This is a genomic window from Aeromonas sp. S8(2024) (genome assembly GCF_041403085.1).
GTDB lineage: Bacteria > Pseudomonadota > Gammaproteobacteria > Enterobacterales > Aeromonadaceae > Aeromonas > Aeromonas dhakensis.
Window position 1 is genome coordinate 263,920 of record NZ_JBGLRF010000005.1, and the last position, 21,872, is coordinate 285,791.

Here is a 21,872-nt window from a genome sequence, read left to right on the forward strand (position 1 = left end):
GGCTTACTCCGCCAGCCGCTGGGCCACCCGCAGCACCGAGCTGCGTGACCGGCTGTTTTCGTTGACTTCATGCTCGGAAGGCTTGAGCGCCTTGCCGACCGATTTCAGTTTGCGACCGCCGGCCAGCTGGGCCTCGGTCAGCGGAATGCCGTGCGGCACTTCCGGGCCTTTCTCGTGTTTGCGGATGAAGTGCTTCACCAGCCGGTCTTCCAGCGAGTGGAAGCTGATGACGGAGAGACGCCCTTCCGGCGCCAGCACCTGCAGCGCGCCGTTGAGCGCGGTTTCGATCTCGTCCAGTTCGCTGTTGATGTAGATGCGGATGGCCTGGAAGCTGCGGGTCGCCGCGTGCTTGCCCTTTTCCTTGCTCGGATTGACCCGGGCGATCATCTCCGCCAGCTGGCGGGTGCGGACATAGGGCTCGGTGACCCGATCATGCACGATGGCGCGGGCAATCTTCTTGGCAAAGCGCTCCTCGCCGAAGGTCTTCAGTACCCAGGCGATGTCGTCCACGTCGGCCCTGGCCAGCCATTCGGCGGCGCTCTGACCGGAAGTGGGATCCATCCGCATGTCGAGCGGGCCGTCCTTCATGAAGCTGAAACCGCGCTCGGCATCGTCCAGCTGGGGGGAAGAAACCCCCAGATCCAGCAGGAAGCCGTCGACCTTGCCCAGCAGGCCGCGCTCACTCAGGTAGGTGGTGATGCCGGAGAAGGGGCCGTGCACGATCTCGAAACGCGGATCCTGGATCTTGGCCGCTTCGGCGATGGCCTGGGGATCCCGATCGATGGCGATCAGACGGCCATTGGGGCCCAGCTGCTGCAGGATAAGGCGCGAGTGACCGCCCCGGCCAAACGTACCGTCGACGTAGATGCCGTCCGGCTTGATGGCCAGCCCTTCGACGGCTTCGTGCAGCAGCACTGTGATGTGTTCAGCGGCTTGGGTCATTTATAAAGAGAAATCCTGTAGTCGTGGCGAGCTTGCCCAGTCATCCTCGGGCAGGCCCTGAATGTCGTCATTGACCTGTTGTTGCCAGTGGGCTTCATCCCACAGCTCAAATTTGTTGAGCTGGCCCACCAGCATGATTTTCTTGTCCAGCCCCGCGTGGCTGCGCAGTGGCTGGCTGAGCAGCAGACGGCCATTGCCGTCCAGCTCGCATTCGGTCGCATGCCCGAGCAACAACCGCTGCAGGCGGCGTTCAAGGGGATTCATGCTGGAGAGGGTCTTGAGCTTGCGCTCGATCTCTTCCCATTCGTTCAGGGGGTAAAGCAGCAGACAGGGGTGAGCAATATCGATGGTGCAGACCAGCTGGCCCTCGCTCTCGTCGCGCAGCCAATCACGGTACTTGGTCGGAATCGCCAATCGCCCCTTGCTGTCCAGGCTGATGGCATGCGCACCACGCAACAAATTGCAGTCCCTGAAAATGAGTTAAAGGGGGCAAACCGCCCGATAAAAACCACTTTGATCCACTTTTCCCCACCTTGAAGTTTAAGGACGTGCTGAGGGCTTTTCAAGCGAGGATCTCGGGCATGGGGAACATATTGACGCAGCATTTTCGCAGCGAGGATTAAATGAGTTGATTTTCCACAAGTTATTTGTGTTAGCCGCAATTCGATTAATTTTCGGCAATTAAAAAACTGACGAGTTGCGCGAATAAACATCAGCCATGAAGGTCACGTTTCTCCAGCGCCATCACAATACTGACATCATTGACAAAAACCACATAACATACTGATATAAAGCACATTTGTTAAACATGGCCAGCCCGGTAGTAAATATTCCGAGTCAACCGAGACAGTATTTTCGGTTAATAAAAAGAGCCTTGCGATAAATCGCAAGGCTCTTCAGGAAAGAGGTCGGAGTCGGCCTGTAAGCCGGGTTCTGTACCGGGTTGCCCCGGGTAGCAATCATTCCTCTAGGCCAGCAATCGCTCGCTGGCTCAAGCAACCTACCCGCCCCCAACGCGGGCCGCGCCAATAGGGGCCTATTTGGTCTTGCTTCGGGTGGAGTTTACCGTGCCACGAACTGTTGCCAGTCGCGCGGTGCGCTCTTACCGCACCCTTTCACCCTTACCTGATCCCTTGCGGGCCATCGGCGGTCTGCTCTCTGTTGCACTGGTCGTAGGCTCGCGCCCCCCAGGCGTTACCTGGCACCCTGCCCTATGAAGCCCGGACTTTCCTCCCCTCCGCCCGTCTGTCCCGAGGGACACAACGACGAAGCAGCGATTGCCCAGCCAACTCCGAGGCGCGGATTATAGCCTCGTGATGCCGGCGGGGTAAACCGGCAATTCCCGTTTACGACAATTAATAATGCTCGAGGCCGTACTTGTAGAGGGCATTCTTCTTCACGCCGTGGATCTCGGCGGTCAGCGCCGCCGCTTTTTTCAGCGGCAGCTCGGCCACCAGCAACCCCAGAGTGCGGAGAGCCTCAGCGGGCAGCTCTTCATCCAGCTTGCTGGCGCCGGCCACCACCAGCACGATCTCGCCGCGGCAGCGGTTTTCATCTTCGCCGAGCCAGGTCAGCATCTCGGAGGCTGGCAGACCGTGGATCGACTCGAAGGTCTTGGTCAGCTCGCGGCAGACCACCACCTGGCGCTCACCCAGAATGCGGGCGATCGCTTCCACCGTCTCCTGCACCCGGCGCGGCGATTCATAGAACACCAGCGAGCGGGTGTCCTCAATCACGGCCTGCAGGCGATCATCGCGTCCCTTGGCTTTGGCCGGCAGAAAACCCTCGAAGGCGAAACGGTCGGTAGGCAACCCGGCGGCGGAGAGCGCCGTGATGGCGGCGCAGGGACCGGGTAGCGGCACTACCTTGACCCCGGCTTCGCGACAACGGGTGACCAGGTGATAACCGGGGTCGCTGATGAGCGGCGTGCCCGCGTCGGAGACCAGAGCCACGCTCTTGCCCTCCTTGATACGGCCGATCAGCACGTCGGCTTTCTGCTGTTCATTGTGATCATGCAGCGCAAAGGTCGGTACCGAGATCTGGTAGTGGCTGAGCAGGATGCCAGTATGGCGGGTATCCTCGGCGGCCACCAGATCGACGCTGCGCAGCACATCCAGTGCTCGCTGGGTGATGTCGGCCAGATTGCCGATCGGAGTGGGGACTATATACAGGGTTGGGATGTCACTCATGGGAGCTCCGAGTGTCCCGACAATTGTGTCGCCATATTGGCCCGTTTACACTATGGAGAATTTCAACACTGGTCGGGGAATGAACTTGAACCGGGTTATAAAGCAGCTAAGTGTATCACGACTCTTCGGCATCCTACTCGCGGCAGTCCTGCTCGCCGCCTGTGCGTCGGAGCCCAATCAACCCGCTGGCCAGTCCGGCATGCCGTCGGCCTTCTCGGATCTCACCAAGAATGCCCAGTGGTATCTGGCCCAAGTGGACCCGGCCAAACCGGCCGAAGCCTTCACCTGGCAAGTGATGGCGGCGCGCAGCTATCTGGCGCTCGGTCAGGCCAAGCCGGCCGCGGCCCTGTTCCAGCAATTGCAGAAGCAGGCCCAGAGCGCCGAGCAGAAGGCCCAGCTGCAGCTGCTGCAGGCTCACCTGCTGCTCGCTCAGGGCAATGCCAACCAGGCGCTGATCCTGCTGGAAGGCAAGCCCGATGTGGCGCTGGATGCTGATACCCAGAAGGATTGGTACCGCCAGCGCGTGGTGCTGCAGCTCGACATCAACAACAAGTTTGGTGCCGCCAAGTCGCTGATCCTGCTGGAGCCCTACCTGGCCCAGAATGAGCTGGCCACCAATCATCAGCAGATCTGGTCCCTGCTCAAGAGCATGACTCCTTCTACCCTGCAGGCTCTGGAAGAGGCACCGGCTCCCGATGTCACCACCGGCTGGCTGCGGCTGGCGGCGCTGGTAAATGAATTCGGTGCCCAGCCCAATCAGCTGGCTCGCCAGCTGGCCGGCTGGAAACAAGCCTTCCCGAACCACCCGGCCCAGAAAGACATGCCGGCCGGACTCGGTGATCTTGCCACCAGCAACATCAATGCACTGCAGCAGATCGCCGTCTTCCTGCCGCTGTCCGGCAACCTGGAACCGCAGGGTGCGGCAATTCGCAACGGCATGCTGATGTCTTACAAGGAAAATCAGAGCCAGTTTACCCTGAACTTCTACGATACCCAGACCAAGTCGACGGCGGATCTCTACAAGCAGGCCATTCAGGAAGGGGCCAACATGATCATCGGCCCGCTGCTCAAAGACCGGGTCGAGGAGCTGCTCAAGGCCAATCCGACCGTGCCGGTACTGGCGCTCAACGAGCTGGACAAGCCGATCGTCAACGACACCACCTATTACTTCTCCCTCTCAGCCGCCGCCGATGCAACGCAGGCCGCCCAATACCTCTATGGCCAGGGTTATCGCAAACCCCTGCTCATCGCCGCCCAGGGGCGGATCGGCTACAGCAGCATCAAGGCGTTTGAACAGGCCTGGGCGACCGTAAGCCAGGACAAACCGGTCGTCGCCACCTTCGGTGCCCGCAACGAAGTCCAGGGTATGGTCAAGAATGCGTTGAGCGGCCGCTCCACCGCCCGGGCTGGCGAAGTGGTTCAGCTCTCCGCTGCCGCCCCGCGCAGCATCGACGTAGTCTATGTGGTCGCCAACAGCCTGGAGACCCGGATGATCAAGCCCTACGTCGACATCTCGGTCAATCCGATGGGCAGCCTGCCGATCTACAGCAGTTCGCGCAGCTACGACAGTGCCACCACCGAGGTGGCCTCCGAGCTCAACGGCATGCACATCTCCGACATGCCGCTGCTGCTTGGCGGTTACGAGAAGCAGCGCGAGCAGATCGCCCTGCTCTGGCCGCAGACCCAGGGCGACCTGCTGCGTCTGTTTGCACTGGGTTATGACGCCGTCAGCCTGGCGGAGAACCTGCAGCAGATGCGCAAGGTCAACGCCATGCAGCAACCCGGCATGAGCGGTCAACTGAGTGTGGATGCCGGCGGCAACATAGTGCGCGTGCTGGACTGGGCCACCTACCAGAATGGCAAGCTGGTCAGTGATAGCGCCATGCCCCAGCTCGAGGGAGTCCCCCATGAAGGTACTTCTGGCACGGATGCGCCGGCAGTTACAGAACCTGTTCCCGTCACCAACGAGCAAGGGACAGCACTTTGAGCAGGTAGCGGAGCGCTGGTTGCAGGCCCGCGGCCTGCAACCCGTGACCCGCAACTATCGCTGTCGGGGCGGCGAGATCGATCTCATCATGCGCCAGGGGGAGACCCTGGTGTTTGTTGAAGTCCGCTATCGTGCCCAGGCCAGCCACGGCGGCGCCGCCAGCTCCGTCACTCGACGCAAACAGCACAAGATCGTGCTGGCGGCACGCCACTATTTCAAGCAACATGCCATCAACGAGGCCAACCAGGCCTGCCGATTCGATGTGATCGCGTTCGAAGGCGACCAGCCGGACTGGATCCAGAACGCATTTTAAGAGGACCCCATGACTGACCGCATCAAAGAAAACTACACCGAGAGCATCCAGACCAAGATAGCCGCCGCCGAGGCGCTGCCGGATGCCATCCATACTGCAGCCCAGATGCTGACCATCTGTCTGCTCAATGGCCACAAGGTGATGGCATGCGGCAATGGTCCCTCCGCAGCACTGGCCCAGCTGTTCATCTCTGAACTGGTCAACTGCTACGAAACCGAGCGCCCCTCCCTGCCCGGCATGGCGCTGACCCCGGACATGGCGACCATCAGTGCCATCGCCACCGATCACGGCTTTGAAGAGGTGTATGCCAAGCAGATCCGTGCACTCGGTCAGCCCGGCGACATCCTGGTGGTCATCACCACCACGGGTAACAGCCGCAGCCTGATCAAGGCCGCCGAGGCCGCCCTCTCTCGCGATATGACCATAGTGGTGCTGGGTGGCGGTGATGGCGGCGAGATCGCCGGTCTGCTCGGTCCCAACGATGTGGAGATCCGGGTGCCGTCTGCCCGTCGCCCCCGCATTCTGGAAGTGAACCTGTTGACCCTGCACTGCCTGTGTGATCTCATCGACCAGACTCTTTTCCCGCAACAGGAAGATTGAAACCATGAAGAAGCAAACGCTCCTGCTCGGCCTGCTGGCCGGCACCCTGCTGCTGCAAGGTTGTGCGGCCGTGGTGGTCGGTGGTGCCGCCGGTACTGCCAAGGCTTCCGGCGATCGCCGCACCCTGGGCGCCCAATGGGACGATCAGGCCATCGAACTGAAGGCGGCCAACCTGCTGGCCGACAACAAGCCGCTGAGCGCGGCCAGCAAGATCAGCGTCTACAGCAACAACGGCCGGGTACTGCTGGTCGGTCAGACACCTTCTGACGCTTACAAGCTCGAGGCTGGCAAGATAGTGGCCCGTATCGAGGGGGTGCGCCACGTCTACAACGAGCTGCGCCTCGGCCAGCCGGTCAGCATAGGGGTACGCAGCAACGACACCTGGATCACCTCCAAGGTGCGGGCTGACATGCTGGGCGCCAAGAACTTCGACAGCGCCAAGGTCAAGGTGGTCACCGAGAATGGCGAGGTGTTCCTGATCGGCCTGGTGACCCGTCAGGAGGGGGATCAGGCCGTCGAGATCGCCCGCCACGTCAGCGGTGTGAAGCGCGTGATCAAGGCCTTCGAGTTTGCCCAGAACTGACCCTGTTGATCGCCATAAAAAAACGCAGCCAATTGGCTGCGTTTTTTTATTTGATGACCTTCAGGGTCGGACGACCGCTCGGGCGCGGCGGTTCCGGCTCGGGCTCTACCGGCGCTTCGGCCTGCTCCAGCCAGAGATCATACCCGGGCTCGGGCGGGAACAGGGTGCCCACGCCGTTTTCCCGGGCATGAATGGCCAGTACGGCCGCCATCGGGATGTAGACCTGCTGGGAAACGCCACCAAAACGGGCGCTGAAGCTGATGGCATCATTGTCCATGTGGAACTGCCCAACCGCACGAGGTGCGATGTTCAGCACTATCTGCCCATCCTGAACGAACTGCATCGGCACCATCACATTGGGGATGTTGACGTTGACCACCAGGTGAGGGGTCAGGTCATTGTCCAGCAACCAGTCAAAGAACGCCCGCAACAGATACGGGCGACTGGGCGTCATCGTCGGTTCCATGCTCATACGCCAGCGCGGATCTCGCGCTCGGCTTCGGTCAGGGAAGCCTGGAAGGATTCACGTTCGAACAGGCGAACCATGTAGGCCTTCAGCTCTTTGGCGCCACGACCGGTGAAGTCGATGCCCAGACTCGGCAGACGCCACAGCAGCGGGGCCATGTAGCAGTCGACCAGACCGAACTCTTCGCTCATGAAATAGGGCATCTCACCGAAGATGGGGGCGATGGCCAGCAGGTTGTCCCGCAGCTCGGCACGCGCCGCATCCACGTCGGTACCCGCCATGATCTTGTCGGCCAGGGAGTACCAGTCCAGCTCGATGCGATGCATCATCAGACGGCTGTTGCCGCGCGCCACCGGGTATACCGGCATCAGGGGCGGGTGCGGGAAACGCTCGTCCAGATATTCCATGATGATGCGCGAGGTGTAGAGCGCCAGCTCCCGATCAACCAGGGTCGGTACAGTGTTGTACGGGTTCAGCTCGGCCAGCTCATCCGGCAGGTTGGCAGGGTCTACCTGGCAAATATCTACGCTAACACCCTTCTCCGCCAGGACAATGCGCACCTGATGGCTGAACATGTCGTTGGCACCGGAAAACAGCGTCATTACCGAACGCTTATTGGCAGCTACAGCCATTGAACCCTCCCGTCATTAAAAAGCAGAAACGGCAATGAAGCATCTTGGACTTCATTGCCGTGCATTATATTACCCGGATCTGGTCGCTTAGTGAACGTCGCGCCAGAATTCCTTCTTCAACAGCACAGTGAAGATGAAGAAGATCACGATGAAACCAAGCACCCAGAAGCCCATGCGTTCGCGCTCCTGTTGTACCGGTTCAGCCGAGTAGACCAAGAAGTTTACCAGATCCAGCACCGTCTGATCATACTCTTCGTTATTCATTTCACCGTTGCCGTCAGATTTGATGCTGACAACTTGCTGAACGTCGACGCCATCGACCTGGTGGGTCGCAAACTCGGCGCGGGGCGTCCCCTGCAGCGGCTCCAGCACGTGAGGCATGCCCACGGACGGGAACACGGCGTTGTTCACCCCGAATGGACGGGTCTCGTCCACGTAGAAGGAACGCAGATAGGTGTAGATCCAGTCCGCGCCACGCACCCGGGCGACCAGCGTCAGATCGGGGGGCGGTGCACCAAACCACTTGGCCGCATCCTTGTCCGGCACCGAGTTTTCCATCAGATCACCGATCTTGGCGCCATTGACGATCAAGTTGGCCGCCATCAGGTCTTCCGGGATACCGATGTCTGCCGCTACCCGGTTGTAACGCTGGTACTGGGTGCTGTGACAGCCAAAGCAGTAGTTCATGAAGGTGGCGGCACCACGCTGCAGCGACGCCTTGTCGTTCAGATCATAGTGAGCCTTGTCCAGATGCACGGCCCCGGTGTTGGCAAACACCAGTGATGGCAGCAGGGTCAGCACTGCAAATATTATTTTTTTCATTTGAATGTCACCCTTTCCGGCAGCGGCTTGGTGCTTTCATTCTTGCTGTAGAAGAACAACAGGACGAAGAACCCGAAATAACCCAGGGTACAGATCTGGGCGATCAGCGTCAGGGTCGGGGTCGATGGCAGCACGCCGAGCACCCCGAGAATGATGAAGCAGACCACGAACTGGGCGATGTTCAGCTTGTGCAGGGTGCTGCGATAGCGCACCGAACGCACCTTGCAGCGATCCAGCCAGGGCAGCAGGAACAACACCACGATGGAGAGGCCCATCATGATGACGCCCAGCAGCTTGTCCGGTACCGCCCGCAGAATGGCGTAGAAGGGGGTGAAGTACCATACGGGCGCGATGTGTGCCGGGGTCTTCAGGCCGTTGGCCACTTCAAAGTTCGGCTTCTCGAGGAAGTAACCCCACATGTCCGGCTTGAAGAAGATGATGGCGCAGAAGAAGAACAGGAAACCGGCTACGCCAATCATGTCCTTGACGGTGAAGTAGGGGTGGAATGCCACCGCATCCAGCGGCCAGCCGTTCTCATCCTTGTGCTTCTTGATGTCGATGCCGTCCGGGTTGTTCGAACCCACTTCGTGCAGCGCCAGGATGTGCATGGCAACCAGCATCACCAGCACCAGCGGCAGGGCGATAACGTGCAGCGCGAAGAAGCGGTTGAGGGTAGCGCCGGAGATGACGTAGTCACCCCGGATCCACAGGGTCAGATCATCGCCGATGACCGGAATGGCACCGAACAGCGAGATGATGACCTGTGCGCCCCAGAAGGACATCTGGCCCCACGGCAGCAGGTAGCCCATGAAGGCTTCCGCCATCAGGCAGAGGAAGATCAGCATGCCGAAGATCCACAGCAGCTCGCGCGGCTTCTGGTAGGAGCCGTAGATCATGCCGCGGAACATGTGCAGGTAGACCACGATGAAGAAGGCGGACGCGCCGGTGGAGTGCATGTAGCGCAGCAGCCAGCCGTAATCCACATCCCGCATGATGTACTCGACGGAGGCGAAGGCACCTTCGGCGGAGGGGTTGTAGTTCATGGTCAGCCAGATGCCCGTGATGATCTGGTTGACCAGCACCAGCATGGCGAGCGAGCCGAAGAAGTACCAGAAGTTCAGGTTCTTGGGCGCCGGATACTTGGCCATGTGGTCGTTGTACATGGCGGTGAGCGGAAAGCGATAGTCAATCCAGCCCATCAGTTTGGCAAACATGGTCAGGCCTCCTTGCCATCGGCACCGACCAGGATGGTGGTGTCGCTAAGATATTGGTACGGCGGAATGACCAGGTTCAAGGGCGCAGGCACCCCCTGGAACACTCGACCAGCCATGTCGAACTTGGAGCCATGGCACGGGCAGAAGAAACCGGAAGTCACCCCCTGCACCTGTTCGCCGAAGTTGTCCGGCAGGTAGGAGGGAGAGCAGCCCAGGTGGGTACAGATACCGACGGCCACGAAGATCTCCGGCTTGATGGATCTGTAGCCATTGTGGGCATAGTCGGGTTGTTGGGGCTCGTCAGAAGCCGGGTCGCGCAGCTTGTCGTCATGCGCGGCCAGGGCATCCAGCGTCTGTTTGGTGCGTTTCACCACCCAGACCGGCTTGCCTCGCCACTCAACACGGATGAGCTGGCCTGGTTCCAACTTACTGATATCCACTTCAACCGGAGCACCCGCCGCTTTGGCTTTGGCACTCGGGTTCCATGACTTAATAAACGGCACTGCGGTAAAAGCAGCTCCTACCCCACCAACGGCGACCGTTGACCAGGTAAGAAATCTGCGGCGACCGGTATCAACTGGCGCATTGCTCATCCAAAAACTCTCCCATGTGGACTCCGCACATTCTTATTGTGTCCCTGTTCCCCTTTCTTCCGTGACAACAGCGGCGGAAGCGGAGTTACAATTGTCACAGAAAAACCGAGGGAATTTTAAAGAAAAGATAACAACTTGACAAGAAAGAGAAGCGAAGGTCAAAAACAATAAATACACAATTTTTTGTCTTTTGTGACGTGGTGTTAGCAATGCGGTTCGTAATATTACCAATAAAAAAAGCCTGGCACGTGGCCAGGCTTTTTTGACACTCGCGAGAGTGCGTACAAAAAGCGAATTAACGCTTGGAGTACTGCGGACGCTTACGAGCTTTGTGCAGACCGACTTTCTTACGCTCAACCTTACGGGCATCACGAGTAACAAAGCCAGCTTTACGCAGTTCGGAACGCAGGGTTTCATCGTACTGCATCAGAGCACGAGTGATACCGTGACGGATCGCACCAGCTTGACCGGAGATGCCGCCACCGTTAACGGTGATGAACAGATCCAGTTTTTCGGTCATCTCAACCAGTTCCAGCGGCTGACGAACTACCATGCGGGCAGTCGGACGGCCGAAGTACTGCTCCAGGGAGCGCTGGTTGATTACGATTTTACCGCTACCCGCTTTGATGAATACGCGAGCAGTGGAGCTTTTGCGACGGCCAGTACCGTAGTATTGATTTTCTGCCATGTTGCCAGTTCCCGATTAGATATCCAGTACTTGAGGTTGCTGAGCAGCATGAGCGTGCTCGGCGCCTGCGTAAACTTTCAGTTTACGGAACATGGCACGGCCCAGCGGACCCTTCGGCAGCATGCCTTTGACGGCAGCTTCGATTACCATTTCCGGTTTACGCTGAATCAGCTTGTCGAAGCTGATGGACTTGATACCACCCGGGAAACCGGAGTGAGCGTGGTACATTTTGTCGGTAGATTTCTTACCGGTTACGTGTACCTTCTCGGCGTTTACAACGATGATGTAATCACCGGTGTCAACGTGCGGAGTGTACTCAGCTTTGTGCTTACCACGCAGACGAGCAGCGATCTCGGTTGCGATACGACCCAGAGTTTTACCTTCTGCGTCCACAATGTACCAGTCACGTTTTACGGTTTCTGGCTTGGCAACGAAAGTTTTCATTAAGTTAAACCCAATTACCTGTTACAGACCCAATTGCTTATGGGGGCTCTCCCACAAACAACAAACGATGGCCTACCTGTACCCCTTCGAATACAAGTAAAGCTTAAAGTGTTGCTGTCTTATCGACAGCTGTAACGTGGGCCGGGCGATTATAAGTGAAGTTGCCTTAAATATCACCTGCTAATTTCACTGCCATGAAGCTAGCAAATGTCGCCCGGCCCTACCTGCCGCAGATGCCCATCCGACTGGCAGGCGCGGTATTGTGACTAAGGAAGGTGCACTCTGGCAAGGTATTCGTGCGATTGCATTTCCTGAAGCCGTGAAAGACAACGTTGGAATTCGAAATCCAGCAGCCCGTGACCATAGAGTTCCTGCATGGGCACCGCCGCCGACATGATGAGCTTGACGTGCCGCTCATAGAACTCGTCCACCATGGCGATGAAGCGGCGCGCCGCGTCATCCGTGCCAGCCCCCATGGGCTGCACATTGGCCAGCAGGACGGTGTGAAACAGCCGCGCCAGCTCGATATAGTCGCTCTGGGAGCGGGGTGTGCAGCAAAGTTGCTCGAACTCCATATAGAGCACACCTTCCCCCATCCCCAGCGACGCCAGCTGACGGTGATTGATCTCGACCTGGCCCGCCAGGGCCTGTTGCAGCCCGGTTAATTGTTGAAAATAGAGCTCGAGATTGGATTTTGCCTGCCGATCCAGCGGGAAGTGATATATCTCCGCCTGCTCCAGCGTGCGCAGGCGATAATCGGTACCGCCATCTACGTTAAGTATCTCGCAATGACGCTCTATGAGGGCAATGGCCGGTAGAAAACGGGCACGTTGCAAGCCGTTTCGATACAAGTCCTGCGGCGGTATGTTCGAGGTCGCCACCAGCACGACCCCATGGCCGAACAGCTCCTGGAACAGGGTTCCCAGCAGCATGGCATCTGTGATATCGGAGACGAAAAATTCGTCGAAGCAGATGACATCGGTCTCGTCGGCCAACTTGCGGGCGATCAGCTTGAGCGGATCTGCCTGACCGGTCAGTCCCTTGAGCTCATCGTGCACCCGGTGCATGAAACGGTGGAAGTGGATACGCAATTTGCGCTCCCCGGGCAGGCTGTCGAAAAAAGTATCCATCAGCCAGGTCTTGCCTCTGCCCACGCCACCCCACATATATAGCCCCAGGATGGGCGTACGGGGCTTCGGCTTTTGCAGCCAGCCCAGCAGACCGCGGGATCTGGTCGGAGTCGGGGTTTGGCACAAATCCTGATAGAGTCGCTCCAGACGGGCCACGGCCATCGCCTGAGCGGGGTCGGCCACGAAGCCGGGGCGCTGCAAATCCTGCTGGTATTTTTGCTGCGGGGTCATCCTGTCAATTGCCTTCAAGTCCCTGAATGAAGGACAAAATGGTATCACGCCCTCGGGGTGCACGGTATAGTGCCATCAAGGCGTAGCGGCCGTTCAGGCCGCATTAACATACATTGGTTTAGCTGTAACAAGGAGCATCTATGAGTCTGTTAAACGGGATCCTGCTGGCTGTCGCCGCCTTGATTATCGGTATCATCATCGGTCGCTTCACAGTGCGCAGCCGGGATGCCGGCCGTCTGGAACAAGAACTGAAGAAGGCTCACAAGGAACTGGAAAGCTACCAGGGTCAGATCAATACCCACTTCGCCGACAGTGCCGCCCTGATGGAGCAGTTGGCCGAGCAGTACCAGACCCTTTATCGCCATATGGCGGAGCAGAGCAAATTCCTGGCCAAAGCCCAGGAGCCGCTGTTCCGTGAAACTCTGCTCGACGAGAGCAGCGATGTCCCGGCCAATGAAGAACCGGGTGTACCGCCCCGTGACTATGCAGGGGCCTCCGGTCTGCTCAAGCAGTCCAGTTAGTTCCCCGCGGAACTAATTGCGCTGTATCGTGGTCAGACCTTGACGATTGCATTGCAACTTTTTCTGGGAGCTGTTTTTCATATGCGTAAACCTCTTTCTGTGCTCAGTGTGTTAGCCCTCAGTGTCGGTATCGCCATATCTGCGGCCCCCGTGCAGGCTGCACTGCCCTCCCTTTTGGCGAACAATCAGGAGATGCCGAGCCTGGCGCCGGTACTCGAACAAGTCACCCCTGCCGTGGTCAACATTTCCGTCTCCGGCAAGAAGATCACCCGCCAGCGTCTGCCGGAACAGTTCCGCTTCTTCTTCGGCCCCAACATGCCTGACGAACAGGTAAGCGAGCAGCCCTTCCAGGCGCTCGGGTCCGGTGTCATCATCGACGCCAAGAAGGGCTACGTGATCACCAACGCCCACGTGGTGCACGAGGCGGACGAAATCAAGGTCAACCTGAAGGATGGCCGTGAATACGCCGCCAAGAAGATCGGCGAAGACAAGCAGTCCGACATCGCCCTGCTGCAAATCAAGGCCGAGGATCTGGTTCAAATCAAATTCGCCGACTCTGACGAGCTGCGGGTCGGTGACTATGCGCTGGCCATCGGCAACCCGTTCGGCCTCGGCCAGACCGTCACCTCCGGCATCGTCAGTGCGCTCGGTCGCAGCGGCCTCAACATCGAGAACCTGGAAAACTTCATCCAGACCGATGCGGCCATCAACTCGGGCAACTCGGGTGGTGCCCTGCTCAACCTGCGTGGCGAGCTGATCGGCATCAACACCGCCATCCTGGGCCCCAACGGCGGCAACATCGGCATCGGCTTTGCCATTCCGTCCAACATGGTGCGCGACCTGTCCGAACAGATCGTGAAATACGGTGAAGTCCGCCGTGGCCAGCTGGGCATCATAGGGACCGAGCTCACCTCCGAAGTGGCCAAGACCTTCGGCTACAACAAGAAGGACGGTGCCTTCGTCAACCAGGTCATGCCTGACTCCGCGGCCGCCAAGGCCGGCATCAAGCCGGGCGACATCATTGTCAGCATCGACGGCAAGGCCATCCGCTCCTTCGGCGAGCTGCGGGCCAAGATTGCCACCATGGGTGCCGACAAGCAGGTGGCACTGGGCCTGATCCGCGATGGCAAGGAGCAAACCGTCAAGGTCACCCTGAAGAAGGCGGATGACAGCGAAATCCTGGCTAGCGCGCTGCACCCGGCACTGGAAGGGGCCAAGCTGAGCACCACCAGCGAGCCGGTGAGCGGCGTGGCCGTCTCCGAGATCGATCCGCGCTCCCCTGCCGCCGCCTCAGGTCTGCAGAAGGGCGACGTTATCATCGGCGTCAACCGCCTGCGCATCAACTCGCTGGAAGAGCTGAGCAAGGCACTGAAGAACAAGCCGGATGTGCTGGCCCTCAACATCCAGCGCGGCGACTCTTCGCTCTACCTGGTAATTCGTTAATCTCCTCTCACCCGCGGCGCCTGCCGCGGGTGATTTTTATCCACCGATAGTGTTATTCTCTGCCCGCTCTATGTACGGATGAGAATGACATGAAAATCCCCCCTATAGTCAGTTACTTGGGCAAGTCTGTCGGCTTCGGTCTCACCGTGGCGGCGCTACTGTTGCTGCTGTTTCCCAATTTTCGAGGCGGGGCCCAACTGCCCGGCCTCATCACCAATGCCCGTGAACTGAGCTTCTCCTACGCGGCGCACCGCGCCGGCCCTGCCGTCGTCAACATCTATACCCGCAGCTTCGCCCGCAATCAGGGCAACCAGACCGAACTCAGGCCGCAGGGGCTGGGCTCCGGCGTCATCATGAACCAGCGCGGCCACGTGCTGACCAACTACCACGTCATCGCCGATGCGGACCAGATCATAGTCGCGCTGCAGGACGGACGGGTGTTCAGCGCCGAACTGGTCGGCACCGACCAGCTCACCGACCTGGCGGTGCTCTACATCGAATCGGACAACCTGCCGGTGATCCCGCAGGATCCGGAGCGGTTGCCCGACGTGGGCGACGTGGTGCTCGCCATCGGCAACCCCTACAACGTCGGCCAGACCATCACCCAGGGCATCATCAGCGCCACCGGCCGCATCGGCCTCTCCAGCATGGGGCCAGACAGCAACGGCCGGCAGGATCTGCTGCAGACCGACGCCGCCATCAACGAGGGCAACTCGGGGGGCGCCCTGGTCAATGCCCGCGGCGATCTGGTGGGCATCAACACCGCCGCCTATCACCTCAACGGCAATCAGGAGAGCTACGGCATCAGCTTCGCCATTCCCTACAAGCTGGCCAAGCGCATCATGGACGAGCTGATCGCCAACGGACGGGTGATCCGCGGCTACCTCGGCATCTCCAGCGTCGAGATCAATCCCATCGTCGCCCGCATGATGAATCTGGGTGACCTGCGCGGCCTGGTGGTGGAGAGCCTGGATCCCAACGGGCCGGCCACCAAGGGCGGGCTGAAGCGGGGCGACGTGCTGCTCAAGATCAATGGCGAGGCCATCAGCGGCGTGCGGGCCGCCATGGACAAGATCGTCGAGAGCCGGCCCGGCACCAAACTCACCATCTCGGTGATCCGCGACGGCAAACCGCTCGAGGTGGAGGTCACCATCGAAGAGGATCTGCGCTACCAGAACCGGGCCAGCGCCAGCGCGGCCACCGCCAGCTGACATCTCCATGGTCGGGGCGACGAGTCGCCCCTTCTCCTACCTTTCCCCCTCCCGGCCGTGAGGCGACTCACAGTTTCAGCCAAGGGTCAGCAGCCCTTCATCCAATGCCAAGTGCGCCCCTGATCACACAAAACAGGCGCCAATGAGCACTCTTTTCCGCTTGATGCCGCAAAAGCGGCTTCAATTGGCCAGCTGACGCGCGAATTTCCGCTTCGAATCGGAAAAACGGTGCCTCCTCTCCCGAACATGACCGGCTTAGGGTAACGCTATCCCTTCTGCCAGCCTTGGAGAGCAGACATTGCACACAGAGACCCATGACCAGCCCCTGACCCCGGACAGCCCGGCCCTGCTGCGCCAAACCGACCAGATCCTGGCGCGCATCCATATCCTGCTGGCCGAACAGGGCATTCGCCCCAACGAGGTACAGCAGCAGATGCTGGCCTCTCACGTCAAAGCCATGGTGTGGCGCTCCCACAGTGGCGAACCGCTGCCAGAGGTCGACCTCAGCCTGTTCGAGGAGATCTCCCCGCTCTCCCTGCGTCTGGCCGAGCAGGTCGTCAGCTGGCTGGAGCGGCTCGCCTATGAAGAGGCACACCTCTTGTCCGTCCATTTCGAAGTAGCCAAAGAAAACGAACTCAGCTCAGTGAAAGGAGAAAGCTAAATGACAGCCATCAAACTCGTGATCGGTGATCGCCTCGGCAAGGGCCAGAAAGTGGGTGCAGGCGCAGAAGCTGCCGGTGCCAGCGTGACCGTCATCCCCGGCATGGCCGCCGACATGAAGCTCGGCGACGTGATGAACAAGGAGCAGGCGGATCTCGGCATCTCCTTCTGCGGCAGCGGCGGTGCCGGCGCCATCACGGCCCAAACCAAGTACGGCTACAAGTGCCGTTACGGCATGCGATCCATCGAGGAGGGCGTGACCGCCATCAACGAGGGGTGCGTGGTGCTCGGCTTCGGCTTCATGGACAAGGAAGAACTGGGCCAGAAGCTGGTCGAGGCGTTTGCCAAGAAACACGGACACGCATGATGAAAGAGGACTTCACCACCCGGGTCACCGTCAACGGCAAGGGCACGACCCGTCAGCAGGCGTTCGCCGCCGCCCTCAGCCAGGTGCAACCCGGCCTGCTCAAGGAGAACCCCCGGGTGATGCTGCGCATCGAGCCCCTCGAGGTCGAGGTGCTTGAGGCCGAGGAGTCGGTCCGGGTGGAGAAGTTCCTGTTCTTCTTCCTGCCGCGCCAGCGCCACGAATACCGGGTTCGGCTCGCCATCACGGTCAGGGTCACCAGCCTGGACACCGACAAGGTGACCTTTACCCGGGTGTGACGCCGCCCGCGGCAACACCGCCACAAGAAGGATACATGGGATGTTTCTAATCATATTTATCAAGTCACTCATCATTGGCGGCCTGGTTGGCGTCGGGGTGGGGGCCGGCGCGGCACGGATGTTCCATGCCCCAACCGTGCAGGGGATGGGCGCCTTCCGAACCCTGGGCGAACTCAACTCCTGCGAAGGGGATCCCGCCTCCCACTTCTCGTTTGGTCTGGGCTTCTTCTTCAACGCCTGGGCCTCCACGGTCGCAGCCGGCGCCTTCACCCAGGACGTGGATCACCGCATCCTGCCGAACTGGGGCGCGGCAGCCCTGATGATCAAGAATCGGGATCTCGCCACCACCCTGCATGACCCGAAGAAGATGGCCATCGCTTGCGGCATCATAGGTGCCATCGTGGTCGCCTTCCTCAACAGCACCGCCGCCGCCGTGCCGGCCGCCCTGCAGGTCACCGCGGTCAAGGTGCTGGTACCGGCCGCCAACCTGCTGGTCAACACCGTCATGCCGGTGATCTTCTGGCTGGCCGCCATCGAGGCGGGCAAGAAGTCCGGCTTCTGGGCCACTATCTTCGGCGGTCTGGCGCAGCTCATCATGGGCAACGCCGTGCCGGGTCTGGTGCTCGGCATCCTGATCGGCAAGGGGGTGGAAGAGAGCGGCTGGAACCACGTCACCCGCGTCATGATGAGCGCCATCGTGCTGCTGTTCGTGCTGAGCGGCTTCTTCCGCGGCTTTGACATGAAACTGATCGAGTCCTTCCACCTGGGCATCCCCCTGTGGCTGGAAAACGTCCACAACCTGCTGAGCGGCAAATAAGGGGTCACGCCATGGATGAGAAACTGAAAAACAACTTCTGGTACGCCGACTGGTCTTTCCCCATCTTTGTCGGTCTGCTCTCGGCCGGGGTCTTTGCCGGTACCCACATGTTCTACCTGTACGGGGTCGGCGCCTTCAACGAGGTGGCCTTCGTCGCCATGCTCAAGGCCGGGATGGACACGGGTGCCTATGGCGCAGTGGCGGCCTTCGGCGCCAGCTTCCTGTTCGCCCGCATCATCGAGGGCTCCCTGGTGGGGATCCTGGACATCGGCGGTGCCATCCAGACCGGGGTGGGCCTTGGCGTGCCCGCCCTGCTGCTGGGGGCCGGGATCGTCTACCCGGTGGAGAACTTCCCCGCTTCGCTGGTGACCGGCATGGTGATTGGTCTGGCCATCGGCTATGTGATCATCCTGGCGCGCAAGTTCACCATCAACCAGAGCAACTCCACCTACGGGGCAGACGTCATGATGGGGGCCGGCAACAGCTCGGGCCGTTTCCTCGGCCCCCTCATCATCCTCTCCGCCATGGGCGCCTCCATCCCCATCGGCATCGGTTCCCTGCTGGGTGCGCTGCTGTTCTACGTGTGGGGCAAGCCCATCACTGGTGGCGCCATCCTGGGGGCCATGCTGCTGGGTACCTTCTTCCCGGTTGCGCTTGCATAACCATCCGCCGCCCTGCGGGGCGGCACGCTAGAGGCCATCAGCATGTACGACATCATCATCAGAGCGGGGCGCCAGGGAGATGGCCAGCTCGTCGATATCGCCATCCAGCAGGGCAAAATCGCCGCCCTCGGCTCCCTGCCGGAGACGGCAGCGGCGCAGCAGACCCTGGATCTCGGCGGCCGGGTGCATGTGAGCGCCGGCTGGATCGACGGCCACACCCACTGCTACCCCGCCTCCCCCCTCTATCACGATGAGCCGGACAAGGTGGGCGTGGAGTCCGGCGTCACCACCGTCATCGACGCCGGCAGCACCGGGGCCGACGACGTGGACGACTTCCAGCGTCTCGCCGCTGGCTGCAAGACCCGGGTGCACGTCCTGCTCAACATCTCCCGCATCGGCCTGCTGCGCCAGAACGAGCTGGCCGACAGCCGGGACCTCGATATGGATCTCGCCTCGGCGGCCATTGCCCGCCACCCCGGCTTCATCGTCGGCATCAAGGCGCGGATGAGCGGCAGCGTGGTGGGTGAGAACGGCCTGCAGCCGCTGCGCATGGCCAAGGCACTGCAACAGGCCCACGGTCGGCTGCCGCTGATGGTGCACGTGGGCAACACGCCGCCGGATCTGGACGAGATCGTCGCCCTGCTGGGGGATGGCGATCTGCTGACCCACTGCTTCAACGGCAAGCCCAATCGCATCCTGACCCCGGCCGGCGAGCTGCGCCAGGCGGTGCGTGAGGCGATGCAGCGGGGTCTCTTGCTCGACATCGGCCACGGCGGCGCCAGCTTCAGCTTCGAGGTGGCGGAATTGGCCATTGCCCAGGGGATCCTGCCCCGCACCATCAGCTCCGACATCTACTGCAAGAACCGCATCAAGGGGCCTGTCTACAGCCTGGCCCACGTGATGTCGAAGTTTCTCGCTATCGGCATGACCCTGGAGCAGGTACTGGCCTGCGTCACCCACCATGCCGCCGATGCCCTGCGCCTGTCCGGCAAGGGGCGACTCGAGGTGGGCGCCGATGCCGATCTGACCCTGTTCGAGGTGATGAGCGGCCCCACCCTCTTTACCGATACCGATACCGAAGCCGGCGCCCGCAATGGCGATCGGCAGTTGCTGCCCCTCGCCGCCCTGGTCGGTGGTGAACTGGTTCTGACTCACTATGGGAAATCACACCATGCCTTCTGTGTATGAGAAATATCAGCTCAAACCGGTGATCAACGCCTCCGGGCGCATGACCATTCTCGGCGTCTCCACCCCCGAACAGGAGGTGGTAGACGCGGTCAACTTTGGCCTCGGCCACTACTTCGAGGTGAAGGATCTGGTCAACAAGACCGGCGCCTACCTGGCCGGCTTGCTGGATGTGGAAGATGCGGTGGTAGTCTCTTGCGCCAGCGCCGGCATCGCCCAGTCGGTGGCCGCCGTGATCGTGCGCGGCGACCCCTACCGCCTCGAGCAGTTGCACGCCCATGCCCACCATGTGCCGAGCGAAATCGTGCTGCCCAAGGGACACAACGTCAACTTCGGCGCCCCGGTCGGCACCATGGTCAACCTGGGGGGCGGCAAGGTGGTGGAGGCCGGCTACGCCAACGAGTGTTCTGCCGCCCAGCTGGCAGCCGCTATCAATCCCAATACCGCAGCCATCCTCTACATCAAGTCCCACCACTGCGTGCAGAAGAGCATTCTGTCGGTGGCCGAGGCAGCCGAGGTGGCCAAGGCCCACGGGCTCCCGCTCATCGTCGATGCGGCGGCCGAGGAGGATCTGCGTATCTACTACAACCTGGGGGCCGATCTGGTCATCTACAGCGGCGCCAAGGCCATCGAAGGGCCCACCAGCGGCCTGGTACTCGGCAAGCATCAGTACGTGGAGTGGGTCAAGCAGCAGGCCAACGGCATCGGCCGCGCCATGAAGGTGGGCAAGGAGGGGATCCTCGGCCTCACCCACGCCATCGAGCGCTACCTGGTCAAAGAGAAGGAGAGCGGCGCTGCCATGGTCGCCAAGATGACCCCCTTCATCGAGCGCCTCAACCAACTGCCCGGCGTCAGCGCCAAGGTGGTGTGGGACAGCGCGGGGCGCGACATCGCCCGCACCGATATCGCCTTCGACCACCAGCAGATCGGCATGACCACAGTGCAGGTCATCGCCCGTCTGCAGCAGGGCACACCTGCCATCTACTGCCGTGGCTACAAGGCCAACGAGGGACACATCGAGATCGACGTGCGCAGCGTCACCCTGCCCCAGCTCGACCAGATCCATGCCGCCATTGCCCACCTCGTTCAGGAGAACAACTGATGTCTCTTACTCCCAATTACTACCGCGATCGGGTCTGCCTCAACGTGCTGGCCGGCTCCCGACAGAATGCCGTCGACATTTATGAGGCCGCCGAGGGCCACGTGCTGGTCGGTGTGCTCTCCAAGAACTACCCGGATGTACCCTCCGCCGTCGCTGACATGCAGGCCTACGCCAAGCTAATCGACAACGCCCTCTCCATCGGGCTGGGGGCCGGCGATCCGCGCCAGTCCGCCATGGTGGCCGAGCTGGCTCGCCAGCTGCAGCCCCAGCACGTCAACCAGGTATTCACCGGGGTCGGCGCCAGCCGGGCGCTGCTCGGTCAGTCTGCCACCCTGGTGAACGGCTTGATCTCCCCCACCGGCACACCGGGGATGGTTAAGATCTCCACCGGCCCCCTGAGTAGCCAGCAACCGGACGGCATCGTACCCATCGACACCGCCATCGCCCTGCTCAAGGACATGGGCGGCAGCTCGGTCAAGTTCTTCCCCATGGGCGGGCTGGCCTGCCGCGCCGAGTATCAGGCAGTGGCCGAGGCCTGTGCGCGGCACGGTTTCTGGCTGGAGCCCACCGGCGGCATCGATCTCGACAACTTTGAAGAAATTGTGCGAATCGCGCTGGATGCCGGGGTCGAGAAGGTGATCCCCCACGTCTACAGCTCCATCATCGACAGTACGAGCGGTCAGACCCGTCCCGAGGATGTGCGTACCCTGCTGGCCACGGTGAAGCGGCTGCTGGCCTGATCGCCCTCAGGCACCGGTCCGATCACTGGCCGGT

General features: G+C 60.7%; 26 protein-coding genes and 1 other RNA gene. 15 read left to right on the forward strand and 12 right to left on the reverse strand.

Annotation, left to right across the window (positions count from 1 at the left end; translation table 11 throughout):
- Positions 1 to 3: 3 nt before the first annotated feature.
- The 4 genes from rsmH to rsmI form a co-directional block, all read right to left on the reverse strand.
- On the reverse strand, positions 4 to 942 hold the full coding sequence (gene rsmH / locus ACB031_RS15715) for a 16S rRNA (cytosine(1402)-N(4))-methyltransferase RsmH (RefSeq protein WP_010635944.1): 939 nt from the start codon (positions 940 to 942) through the stop codon (positions 4 to 6).
- Entirely contained in the window at positions 943 to 1,401 is a 459-nt protein-coding gene (gene mraZ / locus ACB031_RS15720; protein ID WP_371139872.1) for a division/cell wall cluster transcriptional repressor MraZ, read from the reverse strand.
- Between the two features lie 447 nt (positions 1,402 to 1,848).
- An RNA gene (gene rnpB / locus ACB031_RS15725) (RNase P RNA component class A) lies at positions 1,849 to 2,235 on the reverse strand.
- 62 nt (positions 2,236 to 2,297) lie between these two features.
- Positions 2,298 to 3,131 carry a 16S rRNA (cytidine(1402)-2'-O)-methyltransferase gene (rsmI, locus tag ACB031_RS15730; RefSeq protein WP_017779751.1) on the reverse strand — a complete coding sequence of 278 codons (834 nt, stop codon included), beginning with the start codon at positions 3,129 to 3,131 and terminating at the stop codon, positions 2,298 to 2,300.
- A gap of 79 nt (positions 3,132 to 3,210) precedes the next feature.
- On the opposite strand from rsmI, the gene ACB031_RS15735 reads away from it, so the two are divergent.
- The 4 genes from ACB031_RS15735 to dolP are packed head-to-tail and all read left to right on the forward strand — an operon-like array spanning position 3,211 to position 6,614.
- A complete protein-coding gene (locus ACB031_RS15735) occupies positions 3,211 to 5,118 on the forward strand; it encodes a penicillin-binding protein activator (protein WP_081013004.1) in 1,908 nt (635 codons plus the stop codon).
- Positions 5,060 to 5,431 (forward strand): YraN family protein, encoded by a 372-nt coding sequence (locus tag ACB031_RS15740; RefSeq protein ID WP_026139282.1) that lies wholly within the window; start codon positions 5,060 to 5,062, stop codon positions 5,429 to 5,431. The genes ACB031_RS15735 and ACB031_RS15740 overlap by 59 nt, the downstream gene beginning before the upstream one ends.
- A 9-nt stretch (positions 5,432 to 5,440) precedes the next feature.
- Positions 5,441 to 6,031 carry an SIS domain-containing protein gene (locus tag ACB031_RS15745; protein WP_005305871.1) on the forward strand — a complete coding sequence of 197 codons (591 nt, stop codon included), beginning with the start codon at positions 5,441 to 5,443 and terminating at the stop codon, positions 6,029 to 6,031.
- Between the two features lie 4 nt (positions 6,032 to 6,035).
- Complete coding sequence (dolP, locus tag ACB031_RS15750) at positions 6,036 to 6,614, forward strand: division/outer membrane stress-associated lipid-binding lipoprotein (protein ID WP_005305875.1); 579 nt, start codon at positions 6,036 to 6,038, stop codon at positions 6,612 to 6,614.
- A gap of 46 nt (positions 6,615 to 6,660) precedes the next feature.
- On the opposite strand, the gene ACB031_RS15755 is transcribed toward dolP, so the two are convergent.
- The 8 genes from ACB031_RS15755 to zapE all read right to left on the reverse strand — a co-directional run bounded on the left by ACB031_RS15755 (position 6,661) and on the right by zapE (position 12,834).
- Complete coding sequence (locus ACB031_RS15755; protein WP_371139873.1) at positions 6,661 to 7,086, reverse strand: ClpXP protease specificity-enhancing factor; 426 nt, start codon at positions 7,084 to 7,086, stop codon at positions 6,661 to 6,663.
- Entirely contained in the window at positions 7,083 to 7,712 is a 630-nt protein-coding gene (gene sspA, locus ACB031_RS15760) for a stringent starvation protein SspA (protein WP_010635939.1), read from the reverse strand. The genes ACB031_RS15755 and sspA overlap by 4 nt, the downstream gene beginning before the upstream one ends.
- A gap of 87 nt (positions 7,713 to 7,799) precedes the next feature.
- On the reverse strand, positions 7,800 to 8,534 hold the full coding sequence (locus tag ACB031_RS15765; RefSeq protein ID WP_010635938.1) for a cytochrome c1: 735 nt from the start codon (positions 8,532 to 8,534) through the stop codon (positions 7,800 to 7,802).
- Positions 8,531 to 9,748, reverse strand: coding sequence for a cytochrome bc complex cytochrome b subunit (locus ACB031_RS15770; RefSeq protein ID WP_005305888.1), 1,218 nt, complete (start codon positions 9,746 to 9,748; stop codon positions 8,531 to 8,533). The genes ACB031_RS15765 and ACB031_RS15770 overlap by 4 nt, the downstream gene beginning before the upstream one ends.
- Positions 9,749 to 9,750: 2 nt before the next feature.
- A complete protein-coding gene (petA, locus tag ACB031_RS15775; RefSeq protein ID WP_005305890.1) occupies positions 9,751 to 10,341 on the reverse strand; it encodes a ubiquinol-cytochrome c reductase iron-sulfur subunit in 591 nt (196 codons plus the stop codon).
- A 295-nt stretch (positions 10,342 to 10,636) separates the two neighbouring features.
- Positions 10,637 to 11,029, reverse strand: coding sequence for a 30S ribosomal protein S9 (rpsI, locus tag ACB031_RS15780; protein ID WP_005305893.1), 393 nt, complete (start codon positions 11,027 to 11,029; stop codon positions 10,637 to 10,639).
- Between the two features lie 15 nt (positions 11,030 to 11,044).
- Entirely contained in the window at positions 11,045 to 11,473 is a 429-nt protein-coding gene (gene rplM, locus ACB031_RS15785; RefSeq protein WP_005305895.1) for a 50S ribosomal protein L13, read from the reverse strand.
- 266 nt (positions 11,474 to 11,739) lie between these two features.
- Positions 11,740 to 12,834 carry a cell division protein ZapE gene (gene zapE / locus ACB031_RS15790; protein WP_017766407.1) on the reverse strand — a complete coding sequence of 365 codons (1,095 nt, stop codon included), beginning with the start codon at positions 12,832 to 12,834 and terminating at the stop codon, positions 11,740 to 11,742.
- 140 nt (positions 12,835 to 12,974) lie between these two features.
- On the opposite strand from zapE, the gene ACB031_RS15795 reads away from it, so the two are divergent.
- The 11 genes from ACB031_RS15795 (at position 12,975) to ACB031_RS15845 (ending at position 21,838) form a co-directional block, all read left to right on the forward strand.
- Positions 12,975 to 13,355: a YhcB family protein gene (locus ACB031_RS15795; protein WP_005305902.1), complete on the forward strand. Its 381-nt coding sequence runs from the start codon at positions 12,975 to 12,977 to the stop codon at positions 13,353 to 13,355.
- 81 nt (positions 13,356 to 13,436) lie between these two features.
- Entirely contained in the window at positions 13,437 to 14,798 is a 1,362-nt protein-coding gene (locus ACB031_RS15800) for a Do family serine endopeptidase (RefSeq protein WP_117405618.1), read from the forward strand.
- Positions 14,799 to 14,887: 89 nt separating this feature from the next.
- On the forward strand, positions 14,888 to 16,009 hold the full coding sequence (gene degS, locus ACB031_RS15805; protein ID WP_005305911.1) for an outer membrane-stress sensor serine endopeptidase DegS: 1,122 nt from the start codon (positions 14,888 to 14,890) through the stop codon (positions 16,007 to 16,009).
- Between the two features lie 298 nt (positions 16,010 to 16,307).
- A complete protein-coding gene (locus tag ACB031_RS15810) occupies positions 16,308 to 16,670 on the forward strand; it encodes a PRD domain-containing protein (RefSeq protein WP_021466144.1) in 363 nt (120 codons plus the stop codon).
- Positions 16,671 to 17,036, forward strand: coding sequence for an SFCGS family glycine-rich protein (locus tag ACB031_RS15815; protein ID WP_010635935.1), 366 nt, complete (start codon positions 16,671 to 16,673; stop codon positions 17,034 to 17,036).
- Entirely contained in the window at positions 17,036 to 17,332 is a 297-nt protein-coding gene (locus ACB031_RS15820; protein ID WP_371139883.1) for a DUF4312 family protein, read from the forward strand. Before ACB031_RS15815 ends, ACB031_RS15820 begins: the two co-directional genes overlap by 1 nt.
- Before the next feature lie 40 nt (positions 17,333 to 17,372).
- Positions 17,373 to 18,149: a DUF4311 domain-containing protein gene (locus ACB031_RS15825; RefSeq protein ID WP_371139874.1), complete on the forward strand. Its 777-nt coding sequence runs from the start codon at positions 17,373 to 17,375 to the stop codon at positions 18,147 to 18,149.
- Positions 18,150 to 18,160: 11 nt separating this feature from the next.
- Positions 18,161 to 18,811, forward strand: a complete 651-nt coding sequence (locus ACB031_RS15830; RefSeq protein WP_005305926.1) for a DUF4310 family protein — start codon at positions 18,161 to 18,163, stop codon at positions 18,809 to 18,811.
- Between the two features lie 42 nt (positions 18,812 to 18,853).
- Entirely contained in the window at positions 18,854 to 19,999 is a 1,146-nt protein-coding gene (locus ACB031_RS15835; protein WP_371139875.1) for an amidohydrolase/deacetylase family metallohydrolase, read from the forward strand.
- Complete coding sequence (locus tag ACB031_RS15840) at positions 19,983 to 21,098, forward strand: DgaE family pyridoxal phosphate-dependent ammonia lyase (protein WP_371139876.1); 1,116 nt, start codon at positions 19,983 to 19,985, stop codon at positions 21,096 to 21,098. Before ACB031_RS15835 ends, ACB031_RS15840 begins: the two co-directional genes overlap by 17 nt.
- Complete coding sequence (locus ACB031_RS15845) at positions 21,098 to 21,838, forward strand: KDGP aldolase family protein (RefSeq protein ID WP_371139877.1); 741 nt, start codon at positions 21,098 to 21,100, stop codon at positions 21,836 to 21,838. Before ACB031_RS15840 ends, ACB031_RS15845 begins: the two co-directional genes overlap by 1 nt.
- Positions 21,839 to 21,872 lie beyond the last annotated feature (34 nt).